The sequence below is a fragment of the Bradyrhizobium sp. SZCCHNS1050 genome, assembly GCF_032484785.1.
Lineage (GTDB): Bacteria > Pseudomonadota > Alphaproteobacteria > Rhizobiales > Xanthobacteraceae > Bradyrhizobium.
The window spans coordinates 112,218-127,717 of the sequence record NZ_JAUETR010000002.1 but is presented as its reverse complement, the minus strand read 5'-3'; the positions used below and the strand labels follow the sequence as shown (position 1 = coordinate 127,717).

The window sequence follows — 15,500 nt, the reverse complement described above, 5'->3', positions numbered from 1 at the left end:
TGGCCCCCCATCTTGCAGCGCACAGGGCAATACGATACGCATTTGCGCGGCACCCACTGGTTTTCCCGGCTCGAACATCCTTCACACGTTGCGGCGGGCTCGTTGACGGATGTTAGGGCCGAAGGACACTAGTAAGTATAAGATTCCAGTACGGTTTCGGATTTGACCTTCGCTTAAGCTGTTGGCAGCGACAGTGACGCGAATGTCAAAGCCACCGCACTGGATAAAGTCCACCCGCCCTGCCATCTCTCAAAAAGAACAAGGGCCAAGCCTAACGATCTCATCGGGGACAAACGATGGACGCAAAATCCGCAAGCAAGACCGCGACCCTCACCGTCGGCAACAAGAATTTCGATCTTCCGATCCTGAGCGGCACCGTGGGTCCCGACGTCATCGACATCGGCAAGCTCTACGCCCAGACCGGGATGTTCACCTATGATCCCGGCTTCACCTCGACCGGCAGCTGCCAGTCCAAGATCACCTATATCGACGGCGACGCCGGCGTCCTGGAATACCGCGGATATCCGATCGAGCAGCTCGCCGAGAAGGGCGACTTCCTGGAGACCTGCTATCTGCTGCTGTACGGGGAGCTTCCCACCAAGGCCCAGAAGCAGGATTTCGACTATCGCGTGACCCACCACACGATGGTGCACGAGCAGATGTCGCGCTTCTTCCACGGCTTCCGCCGCGACGCGCATCCGATGGCGGTCATGGTCGCTTCGGTCGGCGCACTCGCCGCGTTCTACCACGACTCCACCGACATCAACGATCCGAAGCAGCGCATGATCGCGTCGATGCGGATGATCGCGAAGATCCCGACCCTGGCGGCGATGGCCTACAAATACACCATCGGCCAGCCTTTCGTTTATCCGAAGAACTCGCTCTCGTTCGCCGAGAACTTCCTGCACATGTGCTTCGCGGTGCCGTGCGAGGAGTACAAGCCGAACCCGGTTCTCGCCGACGCGCTCGACAAGATCTTCATCCTGCACGCCGATCACGAGCAGAACGCCTCGACCTCGACGGTGCGCATCGCCGGCTCGTCGGGCGCCAACCCGTTCGCGTGCATCGCCGCCGGCATCGCCTGCCTGTGGGGTCCGGCACACGGCGGCGCCAACGAGGCGGCGCTGAACATGCTGGCCGAGATCGGCAGCGTCGACAAGATTCCGGACTTCATCGCCAAGGTGAAGGACAAGAACAGCGACGTGCGCCTGATGGGCTTCGGCCATCGCGTCTACAAGAACTACGACCCGCGCGCCAAGATCATGCAGAAGATGTGTCACGCGGTGCTCAAGGAGACGGGCCACGCCGACGATCAGATGCTCAAGGTCGCGATGGAGCTTGAGAAGATCGCGCTCAGCGATCAGTACTTCATCGAGCGCAAGCTCTATCCGAACGTCGACTTCTACTCGGGCATCACCCTGAAGGCGATGGGCTTCCCGGTGTCGATGTTCACCGTGCTGTTCGCCGTCGCCCGCACCGTCGGCTGGATCAGCCAGTGGAGCGAGATGATCGAGGATCCGCAACAGAAGATCGGCCGTCCGCGCCAGCTCTACACCGGCGTCGCGACGCGCGACTATGTCGAGATGGACAAGCGCGGCTGAGCGCAGCGCAATTCCGCTTTCGAACGGCGCCGTCGATCCCGACGGCGCCGTTTCGTTTGTGAGGTCGCACCTTTCTGACTCGCGGCATCGGCCGGGAGTGCATCAGGCCAGCGCCTCGAGATGAGACCTGAGCTGCTCGGCCCCGTATGGCTTGGCAAGGAAGCGCGCGCCGGACGGCAATTCCGAAGGGGTCACCTGACCTGACGTCACCAGGAGCGCGACCGGGGGCCAGCGGTCCCGGATGACGGCGACCAGCCGCAGGCCGTCCATCGAACCGGGCATTTGGATATCCGTGAAAACGACCGATATGCGTTCACAGCGTTCGAGAAGGGAAATGGCCTGATCGGCGTCAACGGCCTCGATGACCTCGAAACCGAGGTCTCTGATCATATCGACGGCATTGGCACGGATGAGACCCTCGTCCTCAACGACCAGAACTGTTTTTCTTGTGCGCAGAACGCGGGACACGGCGTCTCCTGTCCAATCCGATTCAATCGCACCACGATCATTTGGTTCCGGCGAACGTTCCGACGCTCCGTGCGTTGAACGGTGCAAGTTGATGATCCGGCTTGCATCCTGGATCGGGGACCAGCTCGAGCATACGATGACGCCCAATTCCAACCCGGACGTCGACGCTGTCCAGCAGCTCGGCGCCGTTCCCAAAATTCTGGACTCGGTGAGCAGGATCACCGGGATGGGATTCGTTGCGGTCGCGCGCGTGACCTCGGATCGATGGGTCTGTTGTGCGGTTCGCGACGACATCAATTTCGGCCTGAAGAAGGGCGGCGAGCTGCGCGTCAAGACGACGATCTGCAGCGAGGTCCGGGAGCGAGGCGAAGCCGTCGTCATCGGGGACGTCGAGACGGATCGCCTGTTTCGCGATCACCCGACGCCAAAGCTCTACGGCTTTCGCAGCTACATCTCAGCTCCGATCACCCTGTCCGACGGGACCGTCTGGGGCACCCTGTGCGCGATCGATCCAGCGCCGCGCGAGCTCGACCGGCCCGAAATCGTCAGCACGTTTCAGCTGTTCGGGGAGCTGATCGCCGCCCAGCTGGAGCTTCATCAGCGCTTCGCGCGCAGCCAGGCCAGCCTCGGCCTCAGCGAGAAGCGCAGGTTTTCGACCGAGGAACGGCTGAAGATCACCCAGGCTGACCTGCTCGACGAGCGCCGGACCGCCGAGCTGAGAGAGCAATTCATCGGCGTTCTCGGCCATGACCTCCGCAATCCGCTGGCCTCGATCGACGCCGGAATGCGCGTGCTGCTCCGCAGTCAGGACAGCGCCAGAGCGCCTGAGATCATTTCCATGATTCAGAAATCAGTCATGCGCATGGCCGGACTGGTCGACAACATCATGGATTTCGCCCGGGGGCGCCTCGGCGGCGGCCTGACGATCAAGCCCGACGCGCGGCAACCGCTGGCGCCGGTGATCGAGCAGGTCATCTCCGAGATCCGTCTGGCCTGGCCCGATCACGAGATCGAGTCCCGGATCAACATCGCGGAGCCGGTCAAATGCGACCGCAGCAAGATCGGACAATTGTTCTCGAACCTGCTCGGCAACGCCATCTCCTACGGCGACAAGGACAAGCCGATCCAGGTCTCCGCAACAACGAGCGAAGGCTGTTTCGTGCTCGCCGTCACCAATCACGGACCGCCGATCTCGGACAAGGCGATGCAGAATCTGTTCAAGCCCTACATGCGTGGCGAGCGTCCGAGCCAGCATGGTCTCGGGCTCGGACTCTACATCGCCTCCGAGATTGCGCGAGCGGATGGCGGCACGCTCCAGGCCACGTCGACCGGCGACAGAGCGACCTTCGAATTCAAGATGCCGCTTCAGGCCTGATCAGCGCCGCCCGCTGCGCATCGTCGCCAGCACGATGTCGGCCGCGCGCACGCTCGGCGAGGCCGCGCCCGTGGACATGATCGCGTCGAGGCGATGGAATGCCTCGACCTGGCGCGAACGGATCGGACCGTCGCCCAGGAGATCGGCGAGAACGGGCGCGAGATTGTCGGCGGTGCAGGCTTCCTGAAGGAATTCCGGAATGACGTTCTCGCCGATCACGAGATTGGCGAGAATGACCGATTGCACGTTGACGACTCGCCGGAGAATGAACGCCTCGATCTCGCCGACGCGATACGCCGTCACCATCGGCACGCCGGACAGCGCGAGCTCCAGGGTCACCGTGCCGGACTTGGCGAGCGCGGCGCGCGCGCGCCTGAAGGCTGCCCGCTTCTCGGCCTCGCCCGTGATGATCTCCGGAACGAGCGGCCAGTTTGCGACTCCAGCCCGCACCGCGGCTTCGAGATGCGGCGTGGTGGGCAGCACGGCTTCGAAGGCCAGGTTTTGGGCGCGCAGCCGCGCCAATGTCTCGCCGAACACGGCGATGTGGCGAGCGACCTCGCTGCGCCGGCTGCCAGGAAGCACCAGCAGAACGGGAGGGTCGGCATCTCGGCGCGCCTGCTCTGCCGCATTGGGGCGCAGGTTGGCGAGCTGTTCGATCAGGGGATGGCCGACATAGGTACAGGGCGGACCATTGAGCCTTCGGAACGCCTCCGGCTCGAACGGCAGCAAGCCCAGCACGTGATCGACGTAGCCGCGCATCGCGCGTGCCCGGCCCGGGCGCCACGCCCATACGGTCGGTGCCACGTAGTTCACGATCGGAATCTCGGGATCGCGCGCGTGAACCCGCTTCGCCACGCGCTGGGTGAAATCGGGACTGTCGATGATGACGAGCACGTCGGGCTGGTCCGCAACGATCGCATCGACGGTGCCGCGGATCAGGCGGAGGATCTTGGGCAGCTGCTTCAGCACCGCCGCGAAGCCGACGATCGAGAGCTCCTCGATCGGAAACAGCGAGGCGAGCCCCTCGCGTGTCATGCCGCGGCCGCCGACGCCGGAGAATTCGACGCCGTCGCCGAGCCGCTGGCGCAGCACCTTCATCAGGCTGGCGCCGAGGCGATCACCGGACTCTTCGGTCGCGACCAGGCAGATCCTGCGCATGGCCGGGCCTGCCGGAGGCCGGGGCGTCACGCCGTGACACCCGTGATGAACACGCCTGCCCGATCGGCGGCAGCCACTGTCTCCTGGGGATCGGCGAGCAGAGTATAGGCGGCAGCGACGGCGACTCCGGCGAGACCCGCGGCCGAAAGTCCCTCGATGGTTCGCGGACCGATGGTCGGCAGGTCGTAGCGGAGGTCCTGGCCGGCCTTGGGCGCCTTCACCAGCACGCCGCGCCCGGCAGCAGCACGAATGCGGCGATCGGCGCGCAGCCGCGCCACGCGGGCCAGCAGCCCGTCGGTGCCCTCGATGTCCTCGAGCGCAACGACGTGGCCGTCGATCACGACCACGGCCTGCCCGACATCGAACGGCGCCATGGCGCGGAGCACGGACATTCCTTTGGCGATGTCGCCAGTCACCAGATCGTTGGGCCCGCTCCGCGTCAGCCGCCCTTCGGGCACGAGCAGATTGGGGGCGACGTCCTTGACGCCGATCATGTGAAAGCCGTGACGCTCGAAGATGCGGCCGACGCCGGACAGCAGATGATCGTCACCGCCGCGAAAGGCCGACCAGATGTAGGGCAGCTCGCGCAGCGTGCCCCAGTCGAAGCGGATCTCCGACACGGCCGGACGAACGAGATTGCCGATGAACATGAGATCGCGAACGCCCTCGGCCTTCAGGAGCTTCAGGGCATTGCCGAGTTGGCCGAGGCCGATCCAGTGATGCCGGAAGCGCGCCAGCGGCTTTGGATCGCAGATGCCCTTCAAGGCGAACAGCACCGGCGTCTGGCCGCGCGCGACGATGGCATCGGCGACCGCGAAAGGCAGCACCCCGCCCGCGGCGATCATGCCGATCGGCGGAGAGGTCACGGCGGCCGGCGTCGCCATGGCGCTACGGCTCGATGGCCGGCCTGCCGATCTCGGGCAGGCACAAGGCGCGATGTCGGCCGCCATCGATGAAGGCGAGGATCTCGGCAATGGCGGGATCCTCGCCGGCCAGCGGCCGCACCGCCGCGAGGCGATCGGCGAACACGCCGGGGCCATGGAAAAGCTTTTGGTAAAAGGCACGCACCGTGGCGAGGCGCTCGCGTGTGAACTTGCGGCGCTTCATGCCAATGACGTTGAGACCTTCGAGCGCGGCATACTGGCCGTTGGCGAGGCCATACGGAATGATATCGCCGCGTACGCCGCAGACACCGCCGACCATCACGCCATGGCCGATGCGGGTGAACTGATGCACCGCGGACAGGCCGCCGATGTAGACGGAATCACCGACCTCAACATGGCCGCCAAGTGTCGCCGAGGTCGCGAAGATCACGTTGTCGCCGACAACGCAATCGTGGGCGACATGGGCATTGTTCATGAAGAACCCGGCATTGCCGACCTTGGTCAGGCCGCCGCCTTTCGTGGTGCCGATGTTCATCGTCACGCCTTCACGGAAGGTGCAGCCGGAGCCGATCTCGAGCCGATGCGGCTCGCCGCGATAGCTGAGATCCTGCGGCGCGCCGCCGAGCACGACGAAGGGCGAGATCACGTTGTCATCGCCGAGCGTGGTGTGGCCCATGATCTGGACGTGGCTGATCAGCTTGCAGTTGGCCCCGATCACGACGTTGGGGCCGACGATGCAGTAAGGACCGATCACGGTCCCCTCACCGATGACGGCGCCATCCTCGACGCGTGCGGTGGGATCAATCTTGCTCATTTCGACGCAATCAACTTTCTACCAGCCCGTCAGTCGGTCAGCATCGCGCCGACATCGGCCTCGGCGACGACGACGCCGTCGACCTTGGCATCGCCGTGGAACCACCACATCGTCTTGCGCCGGCCGATCGAGCGCATGTGATACTCGATGGTCTGGCCGGGCAGCACCGGCTTGCGGAACTTGCACTTGTCGATGGTGAGGAAATACACCGCGCGCGGCTTTTCCGTGCCCTCGACCGACTTGATGCCGATCACGCCGGCGGTCTGGGCCATGCCCTCGATCATCAGCACGCCCGGATAGACCGGCCGCTCCGGAAAGTGCCCCTGGAAGCAGGGCTCGCCGATCGAGACGTTCTTGACGCCGATGCCGCTGTAGTCGGCCCGGATGTTCTTCACGCGGTCGATCAGGAGAAATGGATAACGGTGCGGCAGCGTCTTGAGAATCTCGTTGATGTCGACGTCCGCAAACCTGATGGGTGACTCCTCCATCACTCCCGTCCCTCGTCCCTGTTCGTCGCGGTCGAATCTCGCACCAGCCGTTCCACCGCAACGATCTCGCGGAACCACTGCTTGGTCGGCTTGGCGAAGAAACCGCCCCACCGGCCGTTCGGCGGAATGTCGTCCTTGACGCCGCTCATCGCCGTCACCTGCGCACCATCGCCGATCGTCAGGTGATTGTTGATACCAACCTTCGCCCCGAGCGCGACGTTGTCGCCGATCGTGAGACTTCCTGCCAGCCCGATCTGGGCCGCCAGCAGGCAATGCCGTCCGATTGTGACATTGTGGCCAATCTGCACCTGGTTGTCGATCTTGGTGCCCTCGCCGATCACCGTGTCGCGCAGGCTGCCACGGTCGATCGTCGTGCCGGCGCCGACCTCGACATGGTTCTGGATCAGCACCCGCCCGGTCTGCGGCACCTTGGTGTGCCCATCCGCGCCGAAGAAGATGAAGCCGTAGCCATCCTGGCCGATACTGCAGCCAGGATGGATCAGGACGTCGTTGCCGATCAGCGCGCACTGGATGACGGTGCGGGCGCCGACATTGCAGTCGCGACCGATCTTGACGTGGGGACCGATCACGGCACCCGCACCAACGATCGTCCCCGAGCCGATCTCGACATGGGCGCCGATCACCGCCAGCGGCTCGACGATGACGCCGTCCTCCAGCCGCGCGGTGGGATCGATGATGGCTTGAGGCGAGATTCCATCGTCGCCGAACCAGGGCTGCGGCCGCAGTGCGTCGGCATGGAACTCGCGCGCGAGCTGCACGAAGGCGCGGAACGGCTGATTGGCGCGAAGCACTGCGACGTGGGACGGCACGCGCGCCTCGAATCGCGGACTGACCAGGCAGGCGCCCGCTTTGGTCCCGGCGAGCTGGCCTGCGTATCTGAGGTTGTCGAAGAACGCCAGATGCATCGGGCCGGCCTCGTCGAGCGACGCCAGTCCCTTGACGACCTGCTCGCCGCGGGATGGGTCGACCAGGGTGGCCTTGGCGGCGGCGGCGATCGCTGCCAGGGTCGTGGGCGGCGGCGATTGGAAGAAGGTCGGCTGGGCCATTCCGTCGTACTCTCAAGACAAAAAGTCAGAGCCCGGCTCCGGTGTCCCGGAACCGAGCTCCCATTTCTTACACCGGCGAGGTTGGTCGATGCCAACCCGGATTCGATCGGCCCAGGCTCAGAACGAGGTACCGCCGCCGAACCGGAATTCCTGCGTCCGGTCGAACTGACCCTTGGTGAGCGGGATCGCGTAGTCGAAGCGCAGCGGACCGAACGGCGACGCCCACACCAGACCCACGCCGACCGAGGTCCGGACCTTGTTCTGGTCATCGAACTGCAGACCAAGGCAGGTGCCGGCGTTGTTCGGGTTGCGCGTCGGCTTGATGCAGCCGGGGGTATTAACCTCGCCCGTCGCAGCCCAGGACGTCGGACCCTGATAGCCCCACAGGCCGCCAGCGTCGGCGTAGACGGCACCCTTCAGGCCCGTCTCCTTGGGCAGGAACCAGAACGGCATCTGCAGTTCGAGCGAAGCGCCCCAGTACTTGGTGCCGCCCAGCGCATCCTGCGTGCCGAACGGATTGATATCGCGCGGACCAATGCCGTTCGGAGCGAAGCCGCGAACCAGGTTCGGACCCATCTGGAAGTGATCGAGCATGCGCAGCTGCGTATTGCCGATCTTGTTCAGGATGCCGCCCTGGAGGTGGACGATGCTGACGATGTCCGACACCAGCGGGGTGAAGTACTTCGCATCGAACGCGGTCTTCAGGTACGACACATCGCCGCCGACACCCGCGAAGTCCTGCTTGAAGTCGACCAGCAGGCCGTCGGTCGGGTTCTTGTTGTTGTCGAGCGTGTTGTAGTTCAGCGTATAGCCCAGCGCCGAGGTCAGGGTCGCGCCGTTCGCCAGCTCCTGGCGCACCGGCAGCGACGCCTCGCCGTTGGCAAAGCAGCCGAGACCGCCGTTCGGATCGGCGAGACCATTGGCATTGATGAACGCCGGCGTCGGATTGAACGGCACGAAGCGGTTGCCGATCAGGGTGCCGGCCGCGACGTTGTTACAGTCCGACAGCGTCGCCGGCAGCGAGATCTCCTGGCGGTAGATCGAGTAGCGCAGTTGCAGCGACAGGTCTTCACGCAACTGGAAGCCGAGGCGCGGGCTGAAGCCGAGCGTCTTGGTGCCGTAGGAGATGAAGTTGTTGGCGAGCTGCTGGCGCTGGTACAGGTCGAGGCCCAGCGCGACCCGGTAGTCGAGCAGATAGGGCTCGACGAACGACAGCGAGTAGCCGCGGGCGAACTGGCCGTAGGTCACCGACGCCTTGGCGAACAGGCCGCGGCCGAGGAAGTTGCGCTCGGAGATCGAGACCTCGGCGAGTGCACCGTCCGTGGTCGAATAACCGCCGGAGATCGAGAAGTCACCGGTCGACTTCTCTTCCAGGTTGACGTTCAGGACCACGCGGTCGCTCGAAGAGCCCGGCTCGGTGACGATCTTCACGTCCTTGAAGAAGTCGAGGTTCTTCAGGCGGCGCTCGGCACGGTCCACCAGGGCGCGGTTGTAGGCGTCGCCCTCGGAGATATCGAACTCGCGGCGAATGACGTAGTCACGGGTGCGGGTGTTGCCGCGGATGTTGATGCGCTCGATATAGGTGCGCGGGCCCTCGTCGATGGCGAACACGACCGACACCGTATGAGCCTCGAAGTTGCGATCGCCGCGCGGACGGACCACCGCGAACGCGTAGCCGCGCCGCGAGGCCTCGATCTGCATCTCCTCGACCGACTTCTCGATGTTCTCGACGTTGTAGAGCGAGCCGACGCTGACGCGCGAATATCCGCGCAGCGTGGTGGCGTCGAGCGTCGCGATCGACGACTGGAAGTCGACCGAACCGACCCGATACTGCTGGCCTTCCTCGATCTTGAAGGTCACGAGGAAGCCCTTGCGCTCCGGATCGTACTCGCTGAGCGCAGCCACGACCTGCACGTCGGCATAGCCGTTCTTCAGGTAGAAGCGGCGAATCAGGTCGCGGTCGGCCTCGACACGGTCCGGATCGTAGACGTCGCCCGAGCCGAGAAAGCTCAGGAGGTTGGTCTCGCGGGTCTTGATGACGTCCTTGAGGCGATAGGACGAGAAGGCGTTGTTGCCGACGAACTCGATCGACTTCACGCCGGTCTTCGCGCCTTCCTCGATCGTGAAGATCAGGTCGACGCGGTTGTTCGGCTGCTCGATCATTTCCGGCGTGACGCGCACGTCGTAACGGCCCGAGCGGCGATAGATCTCCGCGATGCGCTGGGCGTCGGACTGCACCATCGGGCGCGACAGCGTGCCGCGCGGCTTCGACTGCACTTCCGCCTGGAGCTGCTCGTCCTTGACCTTCTTGTTGCCCTCGAACGCGACGCGGCCGATCACCGGGTTCTCGACGACCGTGACGATCAGGCGCCCGCCCTGGCGGTTGATCTTCACGTCGGAGAACAGGCCGGTCTCGATCAGCGCCTTGAGGCCGTCATCGACCCGGCCGGCGTCGAGCGTCCCGCCGGGGCCCGGCTTGAAGTACGATCGGATGGTCTCCAGCTCGACGCGGCGGTTACCGACCACTTCGATCGAGTTGACCGTCTGAGCCGCAGCTGGCGACGAAAGAACCACGCTCGCCAGCGGCAAAGCCACCGGGCCGGCGAACATGATAAAGGCGGCCGCCAAGCCCCCCCGCACCCGCAATCCGAACTTCATGCGCTACGCGCCCTTATATTCCGTTGCCGGTTCCGTACCCCTACGAACCCGACAGATTCCCATTTGTCGTTCGCTTGTAGCCAATTTGGACCCGGCGGCAAACGCCGGATCTCTCTGAATTTTCAAATTCGTTTCAAAACGTTGCCCAACGGCCACGTCGTAAAAAAGCCGCGCTCAGGACCCGGCGAGGTGAAGGATATCGTTATAGGTTGCAAAGACCATCAGCATGAGAACCAGCCCGAGGCCGATTCGGAACCCCATCTCCTGCGCCCGCTCCGACAGCGGCCGGCCGCGGACGGCCTCGACCCCATAGAACAACAGGTGTCCGCCATCGAGCAGCGGAACCGGGAACAGGTTCAGGAGCCCGATCGAGACCGACAGCGTCGCGCACAGTTGCACAACGAACTGGAAGCCGAGGCTGGCTGCCTGTCCCGAGAGTTGTGCGATTCGGATCGGACCGCCGACGTCGCCAGCGCTTCCGGCGCCCGCGAACAGCGAGGCGATGAACTTGAAGGTCGTGGAGATGATGAACCAGACCTGCTCGAAACCGATCTTGATCGACTCGAGGAACCCGACGGGGATCGACCGCGATTCGTCCGGCTTGGCGTTGTACTGGATGCCGAGCACGCCGATCCGGTGGCTGTTGCCGAACAGGTCCTTGACCTCCTTGAGCGCCGGCGTCGCCTTCAGGGTGAGTTCCGTGCCGTCCCGCTTGATCAGGAAGGACAATTCGGTGCCGGCGCTGACCGAGACGACGCGCTGCATGTCGGCGAAGGTCTCGATCGCCCGGCCGTCGATGGCGGCGACGACGTCACCGTCCTTGAAGCCGGCCTGGGCCGCGACGCTGTCCGGCTGGACGGCATCGACCCGCGGGGTCGTGTTCGGCTTGCCGAAATACAGCGCCATGCCGGCGAAGATGATGACCGCGAGGATGAAATTGGCGATCGGGCCGGCCGCGACGATCGCAGCGCGCTGACCGACGGTCTTGTGGTGGAAGCTGTCGGCCCGCTCCTCGGCCGTCATCTTGGCGAGCGCCTCGGCCGAAGGCGTCGAGGCCTCGGATTCGTCGCCGAAGAACTTCACGTAGCCGCCGAGCGGGATCGCCGAGATCTTCCAGCGGGTGTTGTGGCGGTCGTTGAAACCGATCAGTTCTGGGCCAAATCCGAGCGAAAACGTCAACACCTTCACGCCGGCCCAGCGCGCGATCAGGAAATGGCCGAGTTCGTGGAAAAACACCACGATCGTCAGCACGAACAGGAACGGGACGATGTAGCCGAGAAGGCCGTGGCTCAACGTATTGAAGATATGGTGGAAAAATTCCGACATCGATGACCTTCCCGATGGGCCGGTGGCCCGTCCAACCCTTTAAGATGCTTTTGCGGCGATTTGAGGCAAGAGGCCGGAGGCCCTTTTTCGCGCGTCATGGTCAATGGCGATGGCGTCGTCCGCCGAGGTCAATGGTGCCAGATTACCCGAACGCGTCCAGTCCTCGAGGGTCGCCTCGACCAGCCGGGCGATCGCACCGAACCGGATGTGACCAGCGATGAAGGCCGCGACGGCAACCTCGTTGGCCGCGTTGAACACCGTCGTCGCGCCGCGCCCGGTGCGCAGCGAATCGTACGCCAGCCGCAGACCGGGGAACCGCTCGAAGTCCGGGGCCTCGAAGGTCAGCGTGCCGATCTTGGCGAGATCGAGCCGGGCCGACGGACCCTTGATGCGCTCCGGCCAGCCGAGGCAGTGGGCGATCGGAATCCTCATGTCCGGCGCGCCGAGCTGCGCCACCACCGAACGGTCGGAGAACTCGACCATGCCGTGGACGATGGACTGCGGATGGACCAGGACGTCGATCTCGTCGGGCGACAGCGCGAACAGGTAGGACGCCTCGATCACCTCGAGGCCCTTGTTCATCATCGAGGCCGAATCGATCGTGATCTTCTGGCCCATGCTCCAGTTCGGATGTTTCAGCGCCTGGGCCAAGGTCGCCTGCTCGATATCGGCCGGCGCCCAGGTGCGGAACGGGCCGCCCGAGGCGGTGATGATCACCCGCACCAGTTCCTCGCGATTGCCCGAGGACAGCGCCTGGAACAGCGCGTTGTGCTCCGAATCGGCCGGCAGGATGCAGGCGCCAGCCCGCGCGGCCCGCTCCATGAAGAAATCGCCGGCACAGACCAGGCATTCCTTGTTGGCGAGCGCCACGGTCGCGCCGCGGTCCACCGCGGCGAGCGCCGGCTTGAGGCCGGCGGCGCCGGAGACGGCGGCCATGACCCAGTCGGCGGGACGGGCTGCCGCCTCGATGATGGCGCTCTCCCCTGCCCCGCATTCGATCCCGGTGCCCGCCAGCGCGTCGCGCAGCTCGTCGAGGCCGGCCGGATCGGCCACCGCCACGAAGCGCGGGTTGAACTCCCGGGCCAGCTTCACCAGGCCCTGGACGTTGCTGTTGCCGGTCAGCGCCTCGACGCGGTAGCGCTCCGGCGCGCCGCGCACGAGGTCCATGGTCGAATCGCCGATCGAGCCGGTGGCGCCGAGCACGGTGACGCTGCGCACCTCCGCGAGACCGGCCTTGTTGTTCCGCAATGGCACTGCGCTCATGTTCTCACCAAACAATCTCGACCGGCCAGCCGCGCTGCCGGTCACCAAACCAGAAGACCGCGGCCGACGCCATCGAGGCCGCCGCGCAGCAAACCGAGCAACGCAGCGACGACGATCGCCGCGACATAGCCGTCCAGGCGATCCAACAGGCCGCCATGGCCGGGAATGATGTGACTGGAGTCCTTGACCCCGAACTGCCGCTTCACCGCAGATTCGAGCAGGTCGCCGAGCTGCGAGACCACCGACAGCGCCGCGGCGAGCACAAGCATCGCCATCAGGCCGCCGGCGCCGGCCATCGACCAGGCGGCCGCGGCGACGAGGCTGGCGGCGAAGCCGCCGACGGCGCCGGCCCAGGTCTTGTTCGGGCTGATCCGCGGCGCGAGCTTCGGCCCGCCGATGCTGCGGCCCGCAACGTAGCCGCCGATGTCGCTGGCCCATACGACCAGAAACACCAGCACCAGCGCATGCCATCCCTCGGCCGCATCGAAGCGCACCAGCACCGAGCCGAGCTCGGCGGCCGACGCATAGACGAAGCCGGCGGCCACCCAGGCGCGACGTCCCGCAGCGAGCGCCGTGACCGCGACCAGGCCGAGCCCAAGCACGACGACGGCGAAGTCGATCAGGCCATAGGCGCAGCAAAGGCCGGCAACGCCGATGGCCAGTGCGCCGGCTGTGCCGACGCTGGCCGTGCGAACCTCGCCCACCACCATCAGCCATTCGAGATACAGGCCGACCGCGACCACCGTGACCAGTGCGGTCCAGAATACGCCGCCGGCATAGGCGGCGCCGAGCGCCAGCGGCACCAGCACCAGCGCCGCGGCAACCCGCATCACCAGATTGCTGGTTGCAGCCTTTTTCGGCGGCGCGGGATCATTGCGCTGCGCGGCGTTGGCGGCGTCTCTCACGGCTGCGGTATCCGGTTTGGTCACGAGGCGGTTTTCGCCACGAGACCGCCGAAGCGGCGTTCACGCCGGCCGAACTCGGCGATCGCGCCCTCCAGCGCGGCCTTGTCGAAGTCGGGCCAATGGATCGGCACGAACACCAGCTCGCTATAGGCCGCCTGCCACATCAGGAAGTTGGACAACCGCTGCTCGCCGCTGGTGCGGATGATGAGATCGGGATCGGGAATATCGGGTGCATCGAGATGAGCGCCGATCGCATCGGCATCGATCGAAGCCGGATCGCGCCGGCCCTCGGCGACCTCGCGGGCCAGACGCTGCGCCGCGCGCGCGATCTCCTGGCGCGAGCCGTAGTTGAAGGCGACCACGAGCGTGAGCTTGGTGTTGCCCCGGGTCAGTTCCTCGGCCTCGCTGAGGAGCGCGCAGATGTCGGGCTCGAGCCCGTCGCGCTCGCCGATCACCCTGACACGCACGCCGTCGCGATGCAGGGTCGCGAGATCGTTGCGGATGAAGCGGCGGAGCAGCCCAAACAGGTCGCCGATCTCGCTGGCCGGACGCGACCAGTTCTCGGACGAGAACGAGAAGATGGTGAGATAGCGAATGCCGAGCTCATGCGAGGCGCGCACCACGCGGCGCAACGCCTCGACGCCACGGCGATGCCCTTCCGCGCGCGGCAGCCCGCGGGCCGCAGCCCAGCGGCCGTTGCCATCCATGATGATGGCAACATGGGCCGGTCCGTCGGACCGGTCCGGCGCCTCCGTCATCGGGGCCGCGGCATTGGACATCAAGCGCATCCTTCAGACGGTGAGGATTTCCTTTTCCTTCGCCGCCAGCAGCTGGTCGATCTCCGAGATCACGCTGTCGGTCGCCTTCTGCACGTCGGCAGCGAGGCGCTCCTGATCGTCCTCGGACATCTCGTGATTCTTCTCGAGCTTCTTGAGGGTATCGAGACCGTCGCGGCGGACATGGCGGACGGCGACACGGGCAGCTTCCGCATATTTATGCGCGACCTTGACCAGCTCCTTGCGCCGCTCCTGGTTGAGCTCGGGAATGCGCAGCCGGATCACCTGGCCTTCGGTCGCCGGCGACAGGCCGAGGTTGGAATCGACGATCGCCTTCTCGACGGCCTTGACCATGGAGCGGTCCCAGACCTGCACCGAGAGCAGGCGCGGCTCGGGAACGGAGACGGTCGCGAGCTGGTTGAGCGGCATGTGCGAGCCATAGGCTTCGACCTGGACCGGCTCCACCATCGACGCCGAGGCGCGGCCGGTGCGCAGGCCGCCGAGCTCGTGCTTCAGCGCCTGGGTCGCGCCCTGCATGCGGCGCTTCAGTTCGTTGAGGTCGAAATTGCCCGTGCTCATCACGCTTTCCTTTCTGCAATCCGGGGCGTTGCGGCCGGCTCTGCCAGGCCTTGAAATGCCTGCGGCCGGACTCGGGCGACTCCCGGATGAAATCCTGTCTCGCTTACGCTTCTACCGCAGGCTCGGGATCGGTCCAAC

At 65.3% G+C, this 15,500-nt stretch carries 14 protein-coding genes; 2 read left to right on the top strand and 12 right to left on the bottom strand.

Translation table 11 applies throughout. The features are described from left to right. Positions 1 to 296: 296 nt before the first annotated feature. Positions 297 to 1,601, top strand: a complete 1,305-nt coding sequence (gltA, locus tag QX094_RS24960; RefSeq protein ID WP_316188246.1) for a citrate synthase — start codon at positions 297 to 299, stop codon at positions 1,599 to 1,601. A 102-nt stretch (positions 1,602 to 1,703) separates the two neighbouring features. On the opposite strand, the gene QX094_RS24955 is transcribed toward gltA, so the two are convergent. Further along, entirely contained in the window at positions 1,704 to 2,069 is a 366-nt protein-coding gene (locus tag QX094_RS24955; RefSeq protein ID WP_316188245.1) for a response regulator, read from the bottom strand. A gap of 91 nt (positions 2,070 to 2,160) precedes the next feature. Between QX094_RS24955 and QX094_RS24950 the strand changes: the two genes are divergently transcribed. Further along, a complete protein-coding gene (locus tag QX094_RS24950) occupies positions 2,161 to 3,444 on the top strand; it encodes a GAF domain-containing sensor histidine kinase (RefSeq protein WP_316188244.1) in 1,284 nt (427 codons plus the stop codon). Here the strand turns inward: QX094_RS24950 and lpxB are convergent, their stop codons facing one another. From lpxB to frr, 11 genes are all read right to left on the bottom strand, one after another. Continuing rightward, on the bottom strand, positions 3,445 to 4,602 hold the full coding sequence (gene lpxB / locus QX094_RS24945; RefSeq protein WP_315711608.1) for a lipid-A-disaccharide synthase: 1,158 nt from the start codon (positions 4,600 to 4,602) through the stop codon (positions 3,445 to 3,447). Between the two features lie 26 nt (positions 4,603 to 4,628). Then, a complete protein-coding gene (locus QX094_RS24940; RefSeq protein WP_315750910.1) occupies positions 4,629 to 5,486 on the bottom strand; it encodes an LpxI family protein in 858 nt (285 codons plus the stop codon). 4 nt (positions 5,487 to 5,490) lie between these two features. Further along, positions 5,491 to 6,300, bottom strand: coding sequence for an acyl-ACP--UDP-N-acetylglucosamine O-acyltransferase (gene lpxA, locus QX094_RS24935; protein WP_315711606.1), 810 nt, complete (start codon positions 6,298 to 6,300; stop codon positions 5,491 to 5,493). A gap of 29 nt (positions 6,301 to 6,329) precedes the next feature. After that, positions 6,330 to 6,788: a 3-hydroxyacyl-ACP dehydratase FabZ gene (fabZ, locus tag QX094_RS24930; protein ID WP_284418776.1), complete on the bottom strand. Its 459-nt coding sequence runs from the start codon at positions 6,786 to 6,788 to the stop codon at positions 6,330 to 6,332. After that, positions 6,788 to 7,855, bottom strand: coding sequence for a UDP-3-O-(3-hydroxymyristoyl)glucosamine N-acyltransferase (gene lpxD, locus QX094_RS24925; RefSeq protein WP_315711605.1), 1,068 nt, complete (start codon positions 7,853 to 7,855; stop codon positions 6,788 to 6,790). The genes fabZ and lpxD overlap by 1 nt, the downstream gene beginning before the upstream one ends. Before the next feature lie 117 nt (positions 7,856 to 7,972). Beyond that, positions 7,973 to 10,513 (bottom strand): outer membrane protein assembly factor BamA, encoded by a 2,541-nt coding sequence (gene bamA / locus QX094_RS24920; protein ID WP_315711604.1) that lies wholly within the window; start codon positions 10,511 to 10,513, stop codon positions 7,973 to 7,975. A gap of 174 nt (positions 10,514 to 10,687) precedes the next feature. Continuing rightward, positions 10,688 to 11,839 carry an RIP metalloprotease RseP gene (gene rseP, locus QX094_RS24915; RefSeq protein WP_315750909.1) on the bottom strand — a complete coding sequence of 384 codons (1,152 nt, stop codon included), beginning with the start codon at positions 11,837 to 11,839 and terminating at the stop codon, positions 10,688 to 10,690. A 39-nt stretch (positions 11,840 to 11,878) separates the two neighbouring features. Further along, positions 11,879 to 13,102 (bottom strand): 1-deoxy-D-xylulose-5-phosphate reductoisomerase, encoded by a 1,224-nt coding sequence (gene dxr / locus QX094_RS24910; protein ID WP_315711602.1) that lies wholly within the window; start codon positions 13,100 to 13,102, stop codon positions 11,879 to 11,881. 41 nt (positions 13,103 to 13,143) lie between these two features. Continuing rightward, the gene (locus QX094_RS24905; RefSeq protein WP_316175261.1) at positions 13,144 to 14,031 is read right to left on the bottom strand and encodes a phosphatidate cytidylyltransferase; all 888 of its coding nucleotides are present in this window, start codon (positions 14,029 to 14,031) and stop codon (positions 13,144 to 13,146) included. Then, positions 14,028 to 14,786 (bottom strand): isoprenyl transferase, encoded by a 759-nt coding sequence (locus tag QX094_RS24900; RefSeq protein WP_315827149.1) that lies wholly within the window; start codon positions 14,784 to 14,786, stop codon positions 14,028 to 14,030. The genes QX094_RS24905 and QX094_RS24900 overlap by 4 nt, the downstream gene beginning before the upstream one ends. Positions 14,787 to 14,798: 12 nt before the next feature. Then, positions 14,799 to 15,362 (bottom strand): ribosome recycling factor, encoded by a 564-nt coding sequence (gene frr / locus QX094_RS24895; RefSeq protein ID WP_315711599.1) that lies wholly within the window; start codon positions 15,360 to 15,362, stop codon positions 14,799 to 14,801. Between the last annotated feature and the right edge of the window lie 138 nt (positions 15,363 to 15,500).